Raw genomic sequence first — 13,428 nt, 5'->3', positions numbered from 1 at the left:
CGCTGTGACAGGCTTACTCCTTGTGCCGCGTGGTGGCAGGGGCGGGCTCCTTGTCCAGCCGTTTGAGCTGTCGCCAGAGATCCTGGCGCAGGTCGGCCAGCCGCGGCTGCTCTTCCGGGCTGAAAGCCACCGGCCGACACAGGCGCTGGGCGCGCAGCCCCAGGCGGGCGCTCAGCAGCCCCGTGGCCAGCCCCTGGCCTGCGCGTGCCGACAAGCGCCCTGCCAAATCCAGCGAGAGCATGTTGACGCTGGCATCGGTGGCCAGTTCGCTGGCTCCGGCAAAGGCCATGTTGTGCAACACATGGCGAAACAGCCGTAAGCGGCTGGCGTAGCCGAGCTCCAGCCCGTACAGGCGGCTGAGCCTGTCTACCATGGCCAGGCTGCGCCAGGCCACCAGGGCCATATCCACCAGCGTCAGCGGGCTGACCGCCACCATGATGGCGGTTTCACCCGACATGCGGGTAATCAAACGCTGGGCTTCCCGGTCTCGAGGGGCCAACAGGTGGTAGCGCAGCAGCGTATGGATCTCTTCCCCGCTATGGTGGGGCTGGCAGGCGCGCTGAAAGGCCAGCCAGTGAGGGTCGTCGTTGCCGAGCTTCAGCTGCTGGCGAAGCTGTTCGGCCATGGCCAGCGCCTGCTTGCCGGAGCGCTGGGGCAGTTCGGCCAGATTGGCCCGCAGCCGGTCATGGCGCTTGAGCCGCCCCAGACGGCCAATTTCCTTCAACAGCGAGACACCGCCCAGGCCAATCAGGCTGATACCGAAGAGCTGCCAGGCCATGGTCAGCCACTGGGACTGGGCGAGCGCATCGGGGATACCGGTGACCAGTTCCACGGTGCCCAGCGTGGCACCGCCTGCCAGCGCAAACATCAGCCCCCAGCGGCGCTTGCGGGGAGCGCCCAGGGTTTCTTCCGGCAGGGCTTTCAGCTCGGCCTGTGTGGCCAGCGGCTGGTGGGTGTCCGTGGCGGCAAAGCGCTCGTGCTGACGCAGGGTCTCTGCGGCGGGCTCGGGGGGCGCTTCGCTATGAAAGTCGCGGCGGGGCTGAGGGTTGCTCATGACAGTTTATCTCCAATCAGCCAGTCGATCACGGCGTCCATACGGATGTGGGGCAGCGCCTCGCCGTTGGCGGGCATCGGGCGGAAACTCGGGAAATCGAACCCCTGCTGCTGCCAGAAATCGGCCTTGGGCAAGCGGCTGGGCACGTCGCCTGGGTAGACCAGCACCTCTTCGTCTTCCAGGGTGGTGCCTTTGAGGGCCGGGCTGCGCTGGCCGTCGTGGAGCACTTCCCGGGCCTCGGTGGCGCGGATGGCGGCCAGCGACAGCGCTTTGACGGGAATGTCCGCGTAGCGCAGGTCCTTGAGCGGCTCCGCCAGCAGCGCTTCCAGCAGGGTCACCACATGGGGGTGCTGGTCGGGGGTGACATGGTCGGCTTTGGTGGCGGCAATCGCCAGCCGGTCGATTTTGGGCGCAAACAGCCGGGTCAACAGGCTGCGCTTGCCGTAATCGAAGCTCTGCATCAGCTGATGCAGCGCTTTGGAAAGGTCCTCGAAACGCTCCGGCCCCGCGTTGAGCGCGCCGAGCACATCCACCAGCACGATCTGTCGGTCAAAGCGCCGGAAGTGGTCGCGATAGAAGGGCCGTACCACTTGCTGCTGATAGTAACGAAAGCGCGATGCCAGCGTGGCGTAGAGGCTCGTGGCCGGAAGCGCGTCGAGGCGCTCCTGGGGAGTCTCCAGTCCAGGCAAGGGAAAGAACTGCAGCACCGGCGCGCCGTCCAGCTCGCCCGGCAGCAGGAAACGGCCCGGCTGCAGGTCGGAAAAGCCCGCCTGCTTCGCACGACGCAGCCCCAGCGCATAGGCCTCCGCCAGGCGCGCCAGGTGCGCTTCATCCGCCTCGGCGCTGGGGTCCAGCTGTTCGGCCTCAGCCAGCCACTCACTGAACAGCGCCCGGCGGTGCGGCCCCAGATGCTGGGTCTGCTGCTGGCTCCAGCTGTAAAAGTCATGCTGCAGCAGGGGAAGATCGAGCAGCCACTCGCCGGGATAATCGAACAGGTCCAGGGTCAGGTGGGCGATCTCGGGGGTGAGCCAGCCCGGCCTTGCTGGGCGATAACGCAGCTGCAGGCGCAGCTCACTGATGCCTCGGGTCGGCTCCGGCCAGCGCGGCGGGGTGTCGTTCAGCGCGCTCATGCCCGGGTCGTAGGGGAAGCGCGGCACGCCCAGGTCAGGCTGGCTCAGCCGCTGGGCGCCCAGCAGCCTGCCTTCCCGGGCCACGGGCAGCAAGTCAAGCTGTGCTTCCACGCCGGCGTGGCGTAGCTGATTGACCAGCGAGGTCAGAAAGGCCGTCTTGCCCGCCTGGGAAAGGCCGGTGACGGCCAGACGCAGCTGGCGATCTCGGCTGCGTTCCAACAGGTTGCCTAGTTCACGACTCAACGGCTGACGCATAACGACTCTCTCGCAGGCAGGGCATGGGAAGCAGGGCAGGGCGGCATCAGTAGCGTAGCATCAGCGTCAGCTGATAGAACATCGGCATCGTGGCAATCTGAAAGCCGATGACGGCAATCACATAGCCTGGCCACTTGCGCGACATTTTTTGTGCCAGCGTCAGCCCCACGATACACACCACCATACCCACAAGATTGAACGCGATGGTCGCGGCCTCAAGCATATCTTGAGGGTTCATAGTAGCTCCTTACTCGATGGCAGACAGGCCTACCTTACCAAGGGCTGGATGAATCCAGCATTAACCGCGACTTAATGTCGTACCCAGCAGGTGCTGGGCGCCGGGCACCAGCCATACGGGGTCCAGGCGCGTATTGGCCGCCTCTACGCAGACGAAATGGCGGCCTGCCTCGGCGGGGGTGTCGCTGGGCAGGTCGCTGTCGGGATGCCATACCACCGTCGAGTCGCTGGACTGCTTGGCGATGCGCAGAGCGCGTACACCGTCGTTGAGCAGGACGGCTTCGTTGGTGTGGTAGATGCGGTCGACGGCGCCCCGGATGGCCAGCGTGCCTTGCTGCTGTGCTTCGCTGAAGTCGCGCAGCTTGTCCAGATAGCGGGCGCCGGAAAGCCCTTCCAGGCGGCACTGATGCACGTCATCGACAGCCAGGTAGGTATGCAGTGCGCCACTGGTCTTGACCGGCGCCTCGCCGATGTTTTCGGTGATCAGCTCGACATTGAGGCGCTGGGCGTTGGCTTGAACCACCAGCCGAGCGGTCAGTTGGCTGTGCAGGGGCTGGGTGGGTGACAGGTGCACCTCGATGCCTTCCGCATGATCGTCCACGGCGTCCAGGCGCCACTGGGCGTGGCGAGCCAGGCCGTGGAAGGGGCCGTTGCGCTCGGGGCTTTCGTCGGCATAACGCTCGTCGGCAAACCAGGGCCAGCACAGTGGGATGCCGCCACGAATCGCTCCCGGCATTGTCTGGGGTGTGGGCGTCACCCATAGCCAAGGCTGCTCGTTGCGCGGTTGAAAGTGCAGTACCTGGGCACCCTGCAGGCTGATCGCCATGCTGCCCCAGTCCGTGTTGAACAGCGCGACTTTGCGCCCTTGCCAGGTAGCCGGTTGGTGGCCATCGACATCGGCAAGCAGCTGTGTGAGGGAGTCGGGAATCATGGGAAGTCCTTGTAAGAAGGCCTTGTGAGTAAAGGCAACAAATGGGCAGCACCCTGACGCTGTGTGCTATGGTAGAACAACCATAGGCGAAAGTTAAAACCCCAGGCTAGGTAAAACCAAGGAGGATGTATGGGCTTTATTGCGTGGTTGATCATTGGTGGTTTGGCTGGCTGGATTGCTGGCAACATCATGCGTGGCGGCGGTTTTGGCGTGCTGGGCAATATCGGGGTAGGTATCATTGGCGCCTTGGTCGGGGGCTTCTTGTTCAGTCTTCTGGGCCTTCAGGCGGGCGGTTTCATTGGCTCGCTGGTGACGGCGACCGTGGGGGCCGTGGTGTTGTTGTGGGTCATCAGTAAAGTCAAAAGCGCTTAGCGCTTCTTTCGGCTGTTCCCTACGCTGCCCGGCCCTTGTGCCGGGCAGCGTTGTTTTGTGCGTGGGCTATCGGTCTTGGCGGTAGTTTCCGTTACACTATGGCGCTTTTAGCAGCCCTGCCTCCGCGCGGTATTGCTTTCATGGATTGCTTTCTGTTTCTTCGAGGTGTCTTTTGGCCGATGCACTAAATGCCTGGTGGGCTCAACAGCTGGTGCTGTGTGATTGGGCTTTCACACCGCACCCCTTGGCGGTAGATGCAGTGGCGGCCGAACAGCGCCTGCTGCAGCTGGGCATCACGGACCGTGGGCTGCTGGCGGATCAGCTGTTTTTTGCACTGGGCGCTCCTGCAGGTCACGCAGACCGACTGCTGAGCGCCCTTGAGTGGGCCGCATTGGGTGGCGCCGCTGGCTGGCTGGCACCGGATCAGGCTCAGCGCTGGGCGCATCACGTGGCGCGGCGTATCACCACGGATTACAGCGACCTGCGCGGCTGGCTGGCCGACCTGCGCCGGGCCATGGGTGCCAAGGGCTGGGAAACCGGCGCCGATGACCGATTCATCGACGCCTGCCAGGCGCTGGCCGACCTTGAAAGCGACGGTGAGGGCATCACCTGGCCTGCGCTGGAGGCGGCTTTGGCTAAGTTGCCGCCGCCCGCCTCGCTGTGGCCCGATGCGCCTGAGGCGCGGCCCTGGCGGCTGGGCGCCCTGTTCCGGCCGGTGATGTGCTATCCCGCCAGCGCCGCCGACTGGCCCGAGGCCCGCGCCTGGATGGAGCGTGTCTGGCAGGTCTACGACCGCGAGCAACTGCTCGAAGTGATGCTATGGCTGAGCGCTCAGGGCGAGCGTCAGCGCTGGGACATCGAGGCCCGAGAGCTGTTGAGCATGGATCATGCCCAGCGTCAGGAGTGGCAGCGCGGTGTCGAGCAGGAGTCTGCCCATGCGCCCGTATTGACCACCTTCGTACATCAGGGGGAGCCCCTGGAGTGGGCGGCCTGGGACTGGCTGCGGCTGGTCGAACTGGCCTGGGCGGGCGTTTGCAGCGGCTGGCTGAGCCAAGCCGAAGCAGACGATCTGGCGGCCCACGCGGCTGACCTGGTTGGCCGTCGTTACCATGACTGGCATGCCATGCTGAAGGCTTACCTGCGTGGTCAGAGCCTGTTCGAGGGTGTCGATCGCCGGGGCATGACGCCTTCGCCACGCCACAAGCTGTTGATGCACGCCCCGTTCAGCCCATGGAAACAGGCGCCCAGCGCCCTGCTGGACGATGCCACCCGCGACGCTTCACGTCAGCGCATCCGCAGCTGGCGCAATACCCCTCATCATTGGCTGCTGGCGCTGGCAGGGGTGCGTGAACCCGATGTAATGCTGCGCCAACTGAACCCTGCGGCACCGATCAGCGAGCAGCGCCGCACCGATGCAGCGGTGTATCTGCAAGAGTCGTTGGGGCTGCATGCCGACGAAGGGCATCAAGTGCTGGCGCGCTACTGGTTGCCAGCTCAGGCACACCACCTGAATCAGCTGGCGGCAGATGCCGTCCATGGGGTGATGCCGCCTTCGCAGACCCATTTCGGCCAGCCTACCCCCGACGAGCTGAAGCAGCGCAATGCGGTGAAAGGCGTCAGCCGACACGCCGCCACCATTCACATGGCCGAGAAGTTCGCGTTTTATCTCCACATGGCGCTGGACAGTGGGCTGTTCGAGCGCGAACCGCTCATGGAGCATGCCAGCGCGTTGCGCAGCTGCCTGTGCCGTTTCTATGCCTCGCCCAAACGCTTGCTGGAAGCATGGTTTGCCTGGGAAAGCTGCCTGCCGGAGCCCGAGCACGACTCCTTGATCAGTGAAATTGCCTGGCACCTGGAGGATCCCGGCAGCCTGTTTCACTGGCTGAACTGGCAGCCAGACGCCTGGTGCGAGCCGGGTGAGCGGCCTACGCTGAGCCACTTTACGGCGATGTCTCTGGTGGGGCCATTGAATAGCGCCGTATGGAGCGAGCCACAGCTGGAGAGCCCGCGCGAATGTGCAGATATTCGCGAGTGGGTCGAAAGCCACTACCACCTGACCAGCGCCGACGACATGCAAGAGTTCCTCAGCTTCATGCTGGAGGCCGGGGACCGTCAGGAGTACCAGATCAATTACGCGCCCTACACGTTGAACCCTGAGCGGCTGGCGGCAGAAATCGCCATTCTCGAATCGGGCGACTGCGGCGAAGAGGAGCGCCACCATCTGCTACGGTTGCGCCGAGTGAGCGCCAACGAGGACGGCTGTAACGACGTCGACATGGCCGCGTGGGATATTGCTCAGCTCGTGGATCTGGCCATCGCTGCCCGGCAGTTGGGCTGGCTGGACAAGCAGGCCTTTGCCGACGTGCTGGATCGCGCCTATCAGCTGGCCGCAGACCATTATGCCGGTTGGCAAGAGTATGCGGCGGGGATGTACGCCGGGTTCTCGTTCTTCATGGGGGAAACTCCCGAGCGTGAGAGCTTTCTGGCGGGCTTTCGGCAAGCGCTGGTGGCCTGGCTATGCGGCGCCCCCATTCTGGCGGGGCCTTGGGCCAGCCTGGATTTTCCGGGCAATAAACCGCGCCATTTTGCGCCGCTGCATATCGATACGTTGCCGGGAGATCAACGTATTTTGCATTGAGACTCGCCAAGCATAGGAGAACTGGCTTATAGTCCAGGCTTTGTGTAAATGAGTTTTCTCATGCTCGGCCCACTTTTTCTTATACATTTGTCACGAGGTTAATCGCATGGTTGCGTTGCCACACCCCGCTGTGACCGCTGTCCGTGTTGTAAGTGTTTGTGTTTTCGTAGCGTTGTTGGCTGGTTGTGCAGGCTCCGGCACACGCCAGAACATGGAGCCCCCCGAGGATTACTTCTCGATGGTGCTGCCAGGCATGGGCGGCGCCACGCCGCAGATGTCGCCAGCCGATCCGATCATGGCGCAATTGCGCAGCATGCAGACCCCACCACCTACGGTGATTCGCCAAGCCCTCCTCGAACAGCACCAGCGTTGGGCAGGCACTCCCTACCGAGTCGGGGGAACCACCGAAAGGGGTATCGACTGCTCCGCACTGGTTAGACATGTTTTCCGCGATACGTTCAATATGGAGCTTCCTCGCTCCACCCAAGATCAGGTGCATGAGGGACGCTCGATCGACCGCCAAGAGCTGCAGGCGGGCGATCTGGTCTTCTTCCGCCCCCCAGGACGCTACAACCATGTCGGGATCTACGTCGGTGACGGCTACTTCCTGCATGCTTCCACCTCGCAAGGGGTGATCATCTCGAGCCTGGATAACAGCTATTGGCAGCGCTACTACTGGCAGTCACGCCGAGCGCTGGAACCGACCAATCTTGCTCAGCTGAATGGTCGTTTCGAACAATCCTATCTTCCGTAGCCTTGGGCCCCTTGTGTATCGGGGGCCGTCGCGCCAATTGACCATGGACATGGCATGATTGAAGCGAAAACGCGCGCCTGGTGGCGCGCGACGGCAGCACTCTGCCTCGGCTCTTTTCTGGTATTCATCAACCTGTATGCCCCGCAGCCGTTGCTGCCCGAGTTGAAAGAGGCATACGGTGTTTCTACCTTGGGCATCAGCCTGCTGATGTCGGCTTCTACCTTGTCGTTGGCACTGGCCCTGCTGGTCTTTGGGCCGCTTTCCGATGCCATTGGCCGTGAAGCGATCATGCGCTTCACGCTGCTGTTGGCGGGTGGCCTGTCCCTGGCGCTGGCTTTCGCGCCCACCTTTGAAAGTCTGCTGCTGTTGCGCTTGCTGCAGGGCTTCGTGCTGGGTGGACTGCCCGCCGTGGCCATTGCCTGGATGGGCGATGAGTTCGACAAGCCTGCCCTGCTGAGCGCCGTGGGGCTCTATATCGGGGCCAATTCGCTGGGGGGCATCAGCGGCCGCATCGTTGGCGGGGGAGCGTCGGCAGTGGGTGGCCCAGGCGCTGCGTTTCTGGCCGTGGGCGCCATGACGATCATCGGCTGCGTGCTGTTCTGGCGGCTGCTGCCCAACAGCCGGGCCTTCCAGCCCAAACGGTTCGAACTACGCCAGGCGCTGAGTGATCTGGCAGGCCACCTGCGTACGCCCGTACTGCTGGCAGCTTACTGTCTGGGCGGCATCAATTTTCTCATTTTCATCAATCAGTATAGCTACATCACTTTTCGCTTGGCAGAAGCGCCTTATCATTTGTCGGCCAGCGGGTTGGGGCTGATCTTCCTCACTTACCTGGGCGGCACCCTGGGTTCGACGGTCTCCGGCAAACTGGCCGGACGTTTTTCTCCCGCCAGCTGTATTGGCATGGGCATCGTCATCCTGATGCTGGGGACGGCCATTACCTTGGCGGAGTCGCTGGTGGGGATTCTGGTGGGATTGACCATCAATGCGTTTGGCTTCTTTCTGGCCCACTCGCTGGCTTCCAGCTGGGTGGGGCGCTACGCCCAGGGCGCCAGGGGCAGTGCATCGGCGCTGTATCTGGTGTTTTACTACCTTGGAGCGAGTATCGGGGGCTTCTGGCTGGAGCCGTTCTGGCGTTGGGCGCAGTGGCAGGGGGTGGCCGTAGGGTCCTGGCTACTGCTGGCCGTGACCCTGATGATTGCGCTGGGTATGCGGCGCGTCGAGCGGCGCCTGGCCAGCGCTTAGCGGCTCCTTAGCTGCCCATCCGCCAGGTGCAGGTGCCGGGTACAAAGCCGGTTCAATAGCGCCGTGTCGTGGCTGATGACCAGCACGCCCAGCGCCTGGCGTTCGGCGTGGGCCTTCACGGCTTGCCACAGGCTGAGTTGGGTCAGTGGATCCAGCATCGTCGAAATCTCATCGGCGATCAGATAGCGCACACCCGGGGCCAGGGCGCGTAGCACGCACACCCGCTGCAGCTCGCCCCCGGACAGCTCCCCCGGAAAACGCTTCAGCCACGCGGGCCGAATACCGAACGCTTCCCTCAGCGTCTGTGGCGGTGTCCAGGCCTCTTCCAATAATCGTGCCACCCGCCAGCGCGGATTGACCGCCCGTTCCGGCGATTGAGGCAGCCACTGCACGGGGCGTAGGCCCCGTGATGCCAAGGGCTTTCCATCGATGTGCAAAAAGCCGTGACGTGGTGCCCAGTGGCCCGCCAGCACTCTGCCCAGCGTCGACTTACCTGCCCCGGAAGCACCGCTCAAACCGACCCACTCGCCCCGTGCCAGCGCCATCGACAGCGCCTGGAACAGCGGTGGCTCGCGGCCAAACCCGAAGGTGAGCTGGTGGGCTTCAAGCAAGGCTGGGCTCCTGAACATGAGGCTGGATGGGTAAGGTGCCGAAGGCGTTGTCGGGCAGCGCTTGCCACAGTGCTTTGGCATAGGCGCTGTGCAGCTGCTCCCCTTGGCCATGGAAGGCCCGGGCCGAGGTCGTTTCCACGGCGCGCCCTTGGCGCATGATGGTCACTCGGTGGGCAATGGGCAAGGCATGGCGCAGGTCATGGGTGATCAGCAGGACAGCTTTGCCCTCTTTGGCCAGTGCCTGCAGGGTAGCCAGCACGCGGTCTCGCTGGGCCGGGTCCAGCCCGACGCTGGGCTCGTCGGCAATCACCACGCGGGCATGGCCGGCCTGGGCCATGGCCACCAGCACCCGCCTGGCCATGCCGCCGGAAAGCTCATGGGGGTAGCGCCGCGCTGCATGGGCGAGCTGGTAGTGCTGCAGCAGGTCGTGGCTGCGTGCTTGAGCGCTGACGCGGGAAAGGCCTGCGCGGCGAGCAGCCCAGCGTATCTGGTGCTGGCTGCGGGCCAATGGGTCCAGGGCGTTCAGGGTCTGTGGAATCAGTGCCAGTTCACGGCCACGCAGCTGGCGCTGGCGCTCGGGCGTCAAGAGGTCGCCCTGGAAGGTCAGAGTGCCGTGCTGCCGTGCTGCGGGCGGCAGCAGGCCCAGCAGGGCGTGGGCCAGCAGGCTTTTGCCGGATCCGGACGCGCCGACCAGGGCGTGTACTTCCCCCGCCTGAATGTCCAGCGAAAGCGACTCGATCACGGGTGACCACTCGCGCTTCCACCAGCGGGGGTAGTGGGGCAGGCTCAGGCTCCATTCGGTGATCTCCAGCATGTTCGGCTCCCTTGATGGTTGAAAACGCTGGCCTTACAGGGCCTGGCGTAGCTGGGTGGCCAGCCGTTGAATGGCCAGCACCATCAGCAGCAGTCCTAGCCCGGGAAACACGCCCAGCCACCAATAGCCGCCGCTGAGATAGCGCATGGCGTCGGCCAGCAGCACGCCGATGGCGGGCTGGTTGGGGTCCAGGCCAACGCCGAGAAAGGTCAGCGCCGCTTCGTGCAGAATGGCGTGGGGAAACAGCAGTAACGCACCCACCACGCAGTGGGGCCAGAGATGGGGCACGAAGTGGCGGGCGACGATGTACCCCGGCCCTTTGCCAAAGCCTTTCGAGAGCGCCACGTACTCGGCCTCGCGCAGGCTGAGCAGCTCGGCGCGAAACACCCGCGCCAGGCTTGGCCAGTGGGTGATGGCCACGGCGATGATCACGGCCTGGGTGCCCCCGCCCAGCGCAAAGGCAATGAGCAGCAGTAAAATGAGGTGGGGCACGCTGAGCAGCGTATCGATCAGCAGCGACACCAGCGCATCCAGGGTGTTCGATAGCGCCGCCAGGCTGGCCAGCAGCAGGGCGATGGCCGTGCCCAGCAGGGCCGCGCTCAAACCGACCCAAAAACTCAGCGCCAGCCCCGCCAGGGTACGCGCCCATAGCTCCCGGCCCAAGGCATCGGTACCGAACCAGTGGAGCAGGCTGGGTGACTGTAAACGTGCCTCGAACTGCATCTGCTGGGGGCTGTCACCCAGCCACCAACGGCTGCTCAACAGCAGCATCAGCAGGGCACTGAAGAGCACCAGGTAAACGGCGGCGGCCAGGCGTGGCTGTGTGTTCATGGGCTGTGTGCCAGACGGATGCGCGGGTCGGTGACCCGTGCCAGGGCATCGGCGGTCAGGTTGCCGATACTCACGAACAGCGCGGTGAACAGGGCGATGGCCAGCAGCAGGGGAACATCGCTGCGCAGCCCCGCCGCCACGGTGGCCTGGCCCAGCCCCGGGTAGGCGAAGACCTGCTCCACTAGAATGGAGCCGCCAAACAGCTCGCCCAGCGAGGCAAAGGCCAGGGTGATGGCCGGGAGGCTGGCGTGGCGCAGCCCGTGCCGCCAGGCGATATCGGTGCGGCTAGCGCCCTGGGCAAAGGCGTGTAGCGCCGTGTCGGAGCGCATGAAGGCCACCATTCTGGCGCGGGTGTGCAGGGTGATGGTGGCCATGCTCAATAGCGCCAGGGTCGTCACCGGCAGCACCAGGTGGTGCAGACGAGTGGCGAACGTGACATCGCGGCTGACCACCCCCGTGGGGCCTGCGCAGCAGGTGGGGGTCCAGCCCAGGGTCACCGAAAACAGCAGCAGTGCCAGAATGGCCAGCCAGAAAGTGGGCGTCGAGGCGGTCACGAAGGCGTAACCGCTGATCAAGCGGTCGAGCAGCGAGCCTTCCCGGCTGCCTGCCACGATACCCAATGCCACGCCCAGCACCAGTGACAGCAGCCAGGCACTGAACAGCAGCCAGAACGAGCGCTGAAAGCGCAGGCTGATGACGTCACCTACTGGCTGTTGGTACACATGGCTCCAGCCCAGCTCGCCGCTGGCCAGTTGACGCAGCCACTGGCCGAACTGCACGGCTACCGGTTCATCGAAGCCCCATTGTGCGGCGATCAGGGCGCGCTGCTCGGGGCTTACCTGGGCCATCTGCGGGCCCAGGTAGGCGTCGATGGGGTCGATGGGCGAGAGCATCATCAGGCCGAAGGCGAGACCGGCCACGCACAGCATGACCAGCCCCAGCCGCAGGCTTCTCAATAGCAGCCAGCGGGCTAGTGGCACGTCCAGCGCCACTCGAGCAGGTTGGCGGTAATCGGCCAGCCGTGTCCATGGGGGGCCACGCCCAGCTCGCCAACGTCCAGGCACGGGTCAGTGGCATAGACATGGGTCAGGTTGACCATCCAGGCCCAGCTGGCGTCGCCCTGCAAGCCATAGCCGGTGCTGCCATCCCATTGAGCTGCTTGCCAGTGTGGGTTGGCTTCTTCGGCGCTGGCGGCGGCCTGGGCGGCCTCCAGGTGCTGGTCGACGCGCTCATTGGTGTAAAAGCCGCTGTTGTAGAAGCCAAACCCGGCGTGTTCGCTGTGGAATAGATAGTAGATCTCTTGCGGGCTATGGCTGCCAAAGCCAAACACGATGGCATCCTGGTGCAGGGCTTCCCGCTGTATTTCATCCCAATGGCGGCCGGTGGGCTGCATCTCGATGCCCAGCGGGCGCACCATCTCTGCGCTGACTTGCGCGAGCTGCTGGCGAGTCGTATCACTGGCCGGGTAGGTGAGCCGGAAGCGAGCAGGCTGCCCTTCCTTGTAGCGCAGGCCATCGTCTGCGCGCAGCCAGCCTGCTTCCTCCAGCAGGGCATTGGCCTGCTCCAGGTCGAAATCGATGGTTTCCTCGGGGTGCCCCCAAGGCAGACCATCGGCAGGGCCATACGCCGGGCGGCCAAACCCGTTCAGGGCCACGTCCACCAGCGTGTCGCGAGATAGCGCCAGGTTGATGGCCTGGCGAATGGCCGGGTCGGACGTGACATCGTTGCCAATCGGGGCGCCGTTAGCCGCGCGCTCCCCGCTGTCGGGCTGCATGGGAAACAGAATCCCGCGATTATCGACGCTCTCCATCAGGACCCGCTGCATCTGGCCCGGCATGGTGCTGGCCAGCGCCTGGGGAATGACGGCCAGGTCGAGCTGACCTGCCTGAGCAGCGCTTAGCGTGCCTGCCTCATCGGTAAACAGAAATACCAGGCGCTCGAAGGCCGGAGCGGGGCCGTAAAAATAGGGGTTACGCTCGACGATCAGCTGCTCACCTTCCTGCCACTCCACCATGCGGTAGGGTCCAGAGCCCAGCGGCTGGCGGCCGTAACCCGCATGATGGCCATTTTCCCGCTCGGCATCAGGTACAATGCCCAGAGTCATCAGCTGGTCGATGAAGGTGATGCGAGGGGATTTCAGGGTAAGCGTGACGGTGTGGTCATTCACGGCGTCGGCATGTGCCAGCGCGCTGAGGTCGGCTCGGCCCCCCGCCGTGGCGGCGGCATTGAAGGTATATGCCACATCCCGGGCGGTGAGCGGCGTGTCATCGGCAAACCGCACGTCCTCGCGCAGATGCAGTGTCCAGGTCAACTGGTCGTCCGACAGGGACCATTCGGTGGCCAACCCCGCTTGAGGGGTAAAATCCTGGCCACGGGTGAGCAGCGTGGACTGAAACAGCGGGCTACCGTATTGCCCCCAGCCCAGCAGCGGGTCGAAGCCTTGATCTGGCTCGCCGCCGATGGCAAGCACCAACTGCTCTTTGGCCAGCGCGGGAGCGCCGAGCGCCAGGCATGTGCTGGCAATGGTCAGTAGTATCGAACGACGCATGGAGCACC

The 13,428-nt window shown here is 64.4% G+C and carries 13 protein-coding genes; 4 read left to right on the top strand and 9 right to left on the bottom strand.

Annotated elements, in window-relative coordinates:
• Positions 1-13: 13 nt before the first annotated feature.
• The 4 genes from IE091_RS11980 to IE091_RS11965 are packed head-to-tail and all read right to left on the bottom strand — an operon-like array spanning position 14 to position 3,607.
• Positions 14-1,054, bottom strand: a complete 1,041-nt coding sequence (locus IE091_RS11980) for a YcjF family protein (protein ID WP_096922580.1) — start codon at positions 1,052-1,054, stop codon at positions 14-16.
• Positions 1,051-2,439, bottom strand: coding sequence for a YcjX family GTP-binding protein (locus tag IE091_RS11975; protein ID WP_189463739.1), 1,389 nt, complete (start codon positions 2,437-2,439; stop codon positions 1,051-1,053). Before IE091_RS11975 ends, IE091_RS11980 begins: the two co-directional genes overlap by 4 nt.
• A 46-nt stretch (positions 2,440-2,485) precedes the next feature.
• Positions 2,486-2,677, bottom strand: a complete 192-nt coding sequence (locus IE091_RS11970; RefSeq protein WP_016914514.1) for a hypothetical protein — start codon at positions 2,675-2,677, stop codon at positions 2,486-2,488.
• Positions 2,678-2,737: 60 nt separating this feature from the next.
• A complete protein-coding gene (locus IE091_RS11965; RefSeq protein ID WP_189463738.1) occupies positions 2,738-3,607 on the bottom strand; it encodes a D-hexose-6-phosphate mutarotase in 870 nt (289 codons plus the stop codon).
• A gap of 129 nt (positions 3,608-3,736) precedes the next feature.
• On the opposite strand from IE091_RS11965, the gene IE091_RS11960 reads away from it, so the two are divergent.
• From IE091_RS11960 to IE091_RS11945, 4 genes are all read left to right on the top strand, one after another.
• Complete coding sequence (locus tag IE091_RS11960; RefSeq protein ID WP_009098790.1) at positions 3,737-3,979, top strand: GlsB/YeaQ/YmgE family stress response membrane protein; 243 nt, start codon at positions 3,737-3,739, stop codon at positions 3,977-3,979.
• 172 nt (positions 3,980-4,151) lie between these two features.
• Positions 4,152-6,617 carry a DUF1266 domain-containing protein gene (locus IE091_RS11955; protein WP_189463737.1) on the top strand — a complete coding sequence of 822 codons (2,466 nt, stop codon included), beginning with the start codon at positions 4,152-4,154 and terminating at the stop codon, positions 6,615-6,617.
• Positions 6,618-6,828: 211 nt separating this feature from the next.
• On the top strand, positions 6,829-7,371 hold the full coding sequence (locus tag IE091_RS11950; protein ID WP_039176298.1) for a C40 family peptidase: 543 nt from the start codon (positions 6,829-6,831) through the stop codon (positions 7,369-7,371).
• Positions 7,372-7,425: 54 nt separating this feature from the next.
• Positions 7,426-8,616, top strand: a complete 1,191-nt coding sequence (locus IE091_RS11945; RefSeq protein WP_189463736.1) for an MFS transporter — start codon at positions 7,426-7,428, stop codon at positions 8,614-8,616.
• On the opposite strand, the gene IE091_RS11940 is transcribed toward IE091_RS11945, so the two are convergent.
• The 5 genes from IE091_RS11940 to IE091_RS11920 are packed head-to-tail and all read right to left on the bottom strand — an operon-like array spanning position 8,613 to position 13,420.
• Positions 8,613-9,227 carry an ATP-binding cassette domain-containing protein gene (locus IE091_RS11940; RefSeq protein ID WP_189463735.1) on the bottom strand — a complete coding sequence of 205 codons (615 nt, stop codon included), beginning with the start codon at positions 9,225-9,227 and terminating at the stop codon, positions 8,613-8,615. The genes IE091_RS11945 and IE091_RS11940 overlap by 4 nt on opposite strands.
• A complete protein-coding gene (locus tag IE091_RS11935) occupies positions 9,220-10,041 on the bottom strand; it encodes an ATP-binding cassette domain-containing protein (RefSeq protein WP_016914508.1) in 822 nt (273 codons plus the stop codon). Before IE091_RS11935 ends, IE091_RS11940 begins: the two co-directional genes overlap by 8 nt.
• Before the next feature lie 33 nt (positions 10,042-10,074).
• Positions 10,075-10,872 (bottom strand): ABC transporter permease, encoded by a 798-nt coding sequence (locus tag IE091_RS11930; protein WP_189463734.1) that lies wholly within the window; start codon positions 10,870-10,872, stop codon positions 10,075-10,077.
• Positions 10,869-11,852 (bottom strand): ABC transporter permease, encoded by a 984-nt coding sequence (locus tag IE091_RS11925; protein WP_268246872.1) that lies wholly within the window; start codon positions 11,850-11,852, stop codon positions 10,869-10,871. Before IE091_RS11925 ends, IE091_RS11930 begins: the two co-directional genes overlap by 4 nt.
• Positions 11,843-13,420 (bottom strand): ABC transporter substrate-binding protein, encoded by a 1,578-nt coding sequence (locus tag IE091_RS11920; protein ID WP_189463733.1) that lies wholly within the window; start codon positions 13,418-13,420, stop codon positions 11,843-11,845. Before IE091_RS11920 ends, IE091_RS11925 begins: the two co-directional genes overlap by 10 nt.
• Positions 13,421-13,428: the final 8 nt, after the last annotated feature.

The sequence above is a fragment of the Vreelandella hamiltonii genome, assembly GCF_014651775.1.
Lineage (GTDB): Bacteria > Pseudomonadota > Gammaproteobacteria > Pseudomonadales > Halomonadaceae > Vreelandella > Vreelandella hamiltonii.
This window is presented reverse-complemented; position numbering and strand designations above follow the sequence as displayed.

What these genes read in the sequence shown, in the direction of transcription:
- IE091_RS11975 (WP_189463739.1), bottom strand. Translation starts at nt 2,439, where the DNA reads ATGCGTCAGCCGTTGAGTCGTGAACTAGGCAACCTGTTGGAACGCAGC.
- IE091_RS11950 (WP_039176298.1), top strand. Translation starts at nt 6,829, where the DNA reads ATGGAGCCCCCCGAGGATTACTTCTCGATGGTGCTGCCAGGCATGGGC.
- IE091_RS11970 (WP_016914514.1), bottom strand. Translation starts at nt 2,677, where the DNA reads ATGAACCCTCAAGATATGCTTGAGGCCGCGACCATCGCGTTCAATCTT.
- IE091_RS11945 (WP_189463736.1), top strand. Translation starts at nt 7,426, where the DNA reads ATGATTGAAGCGAAAACGCGCGCCTGGTGGCGCGCGACGGCAGCACTC.
- IE091_RS11930 (WP_189463734.1), bottom strand. Translation starts at nt 10,872, where the DNA reads ATGAACACACAGCCACGCCTGGCCGCCGCCGTTTACCTGGTGCTCTTC.
- IE091_RS11980 (WP_096922580.1), bottom strand. Translation starts at nt 1,054, where the DNA reads ATGAGCAACCCTCAGCCCCGCCGCGACTTTCATAGCGAAGCGCCCCCC.
- IE091_RS11920 (WP_189463733.1), bottom strand. Translation starts at nt 13,420, where the DNA reads ATGCGTCGTTCGATACTACTGACCATTGCCAGCACATGCCTGGCGCTC.
- IE091_RS11965 (WP_189463738.1), bottom strand. Translation starts at nt 3,607, where the DNA reads ATGATTCCCGACTCCCTCACACAGCTGCTTGCCGATGTCGATGGCCAC.
- IE091_RS11935 (WP_016914508.1), bottom strand. Translation starts at nt 10,041, where the DNA reads ATGCTGGAGATCACCGAATGGAGCCTGAGCCTGCCCCACTACCCCCGC.
- IE091_RS11960 (WP_009098790.1), top strand. Translation starts at nt 3,737, where the DNA reads ATGGGCTTTATTGCGTGGTTGATCATTGGTGGTTTGGCTGGCTGGATT.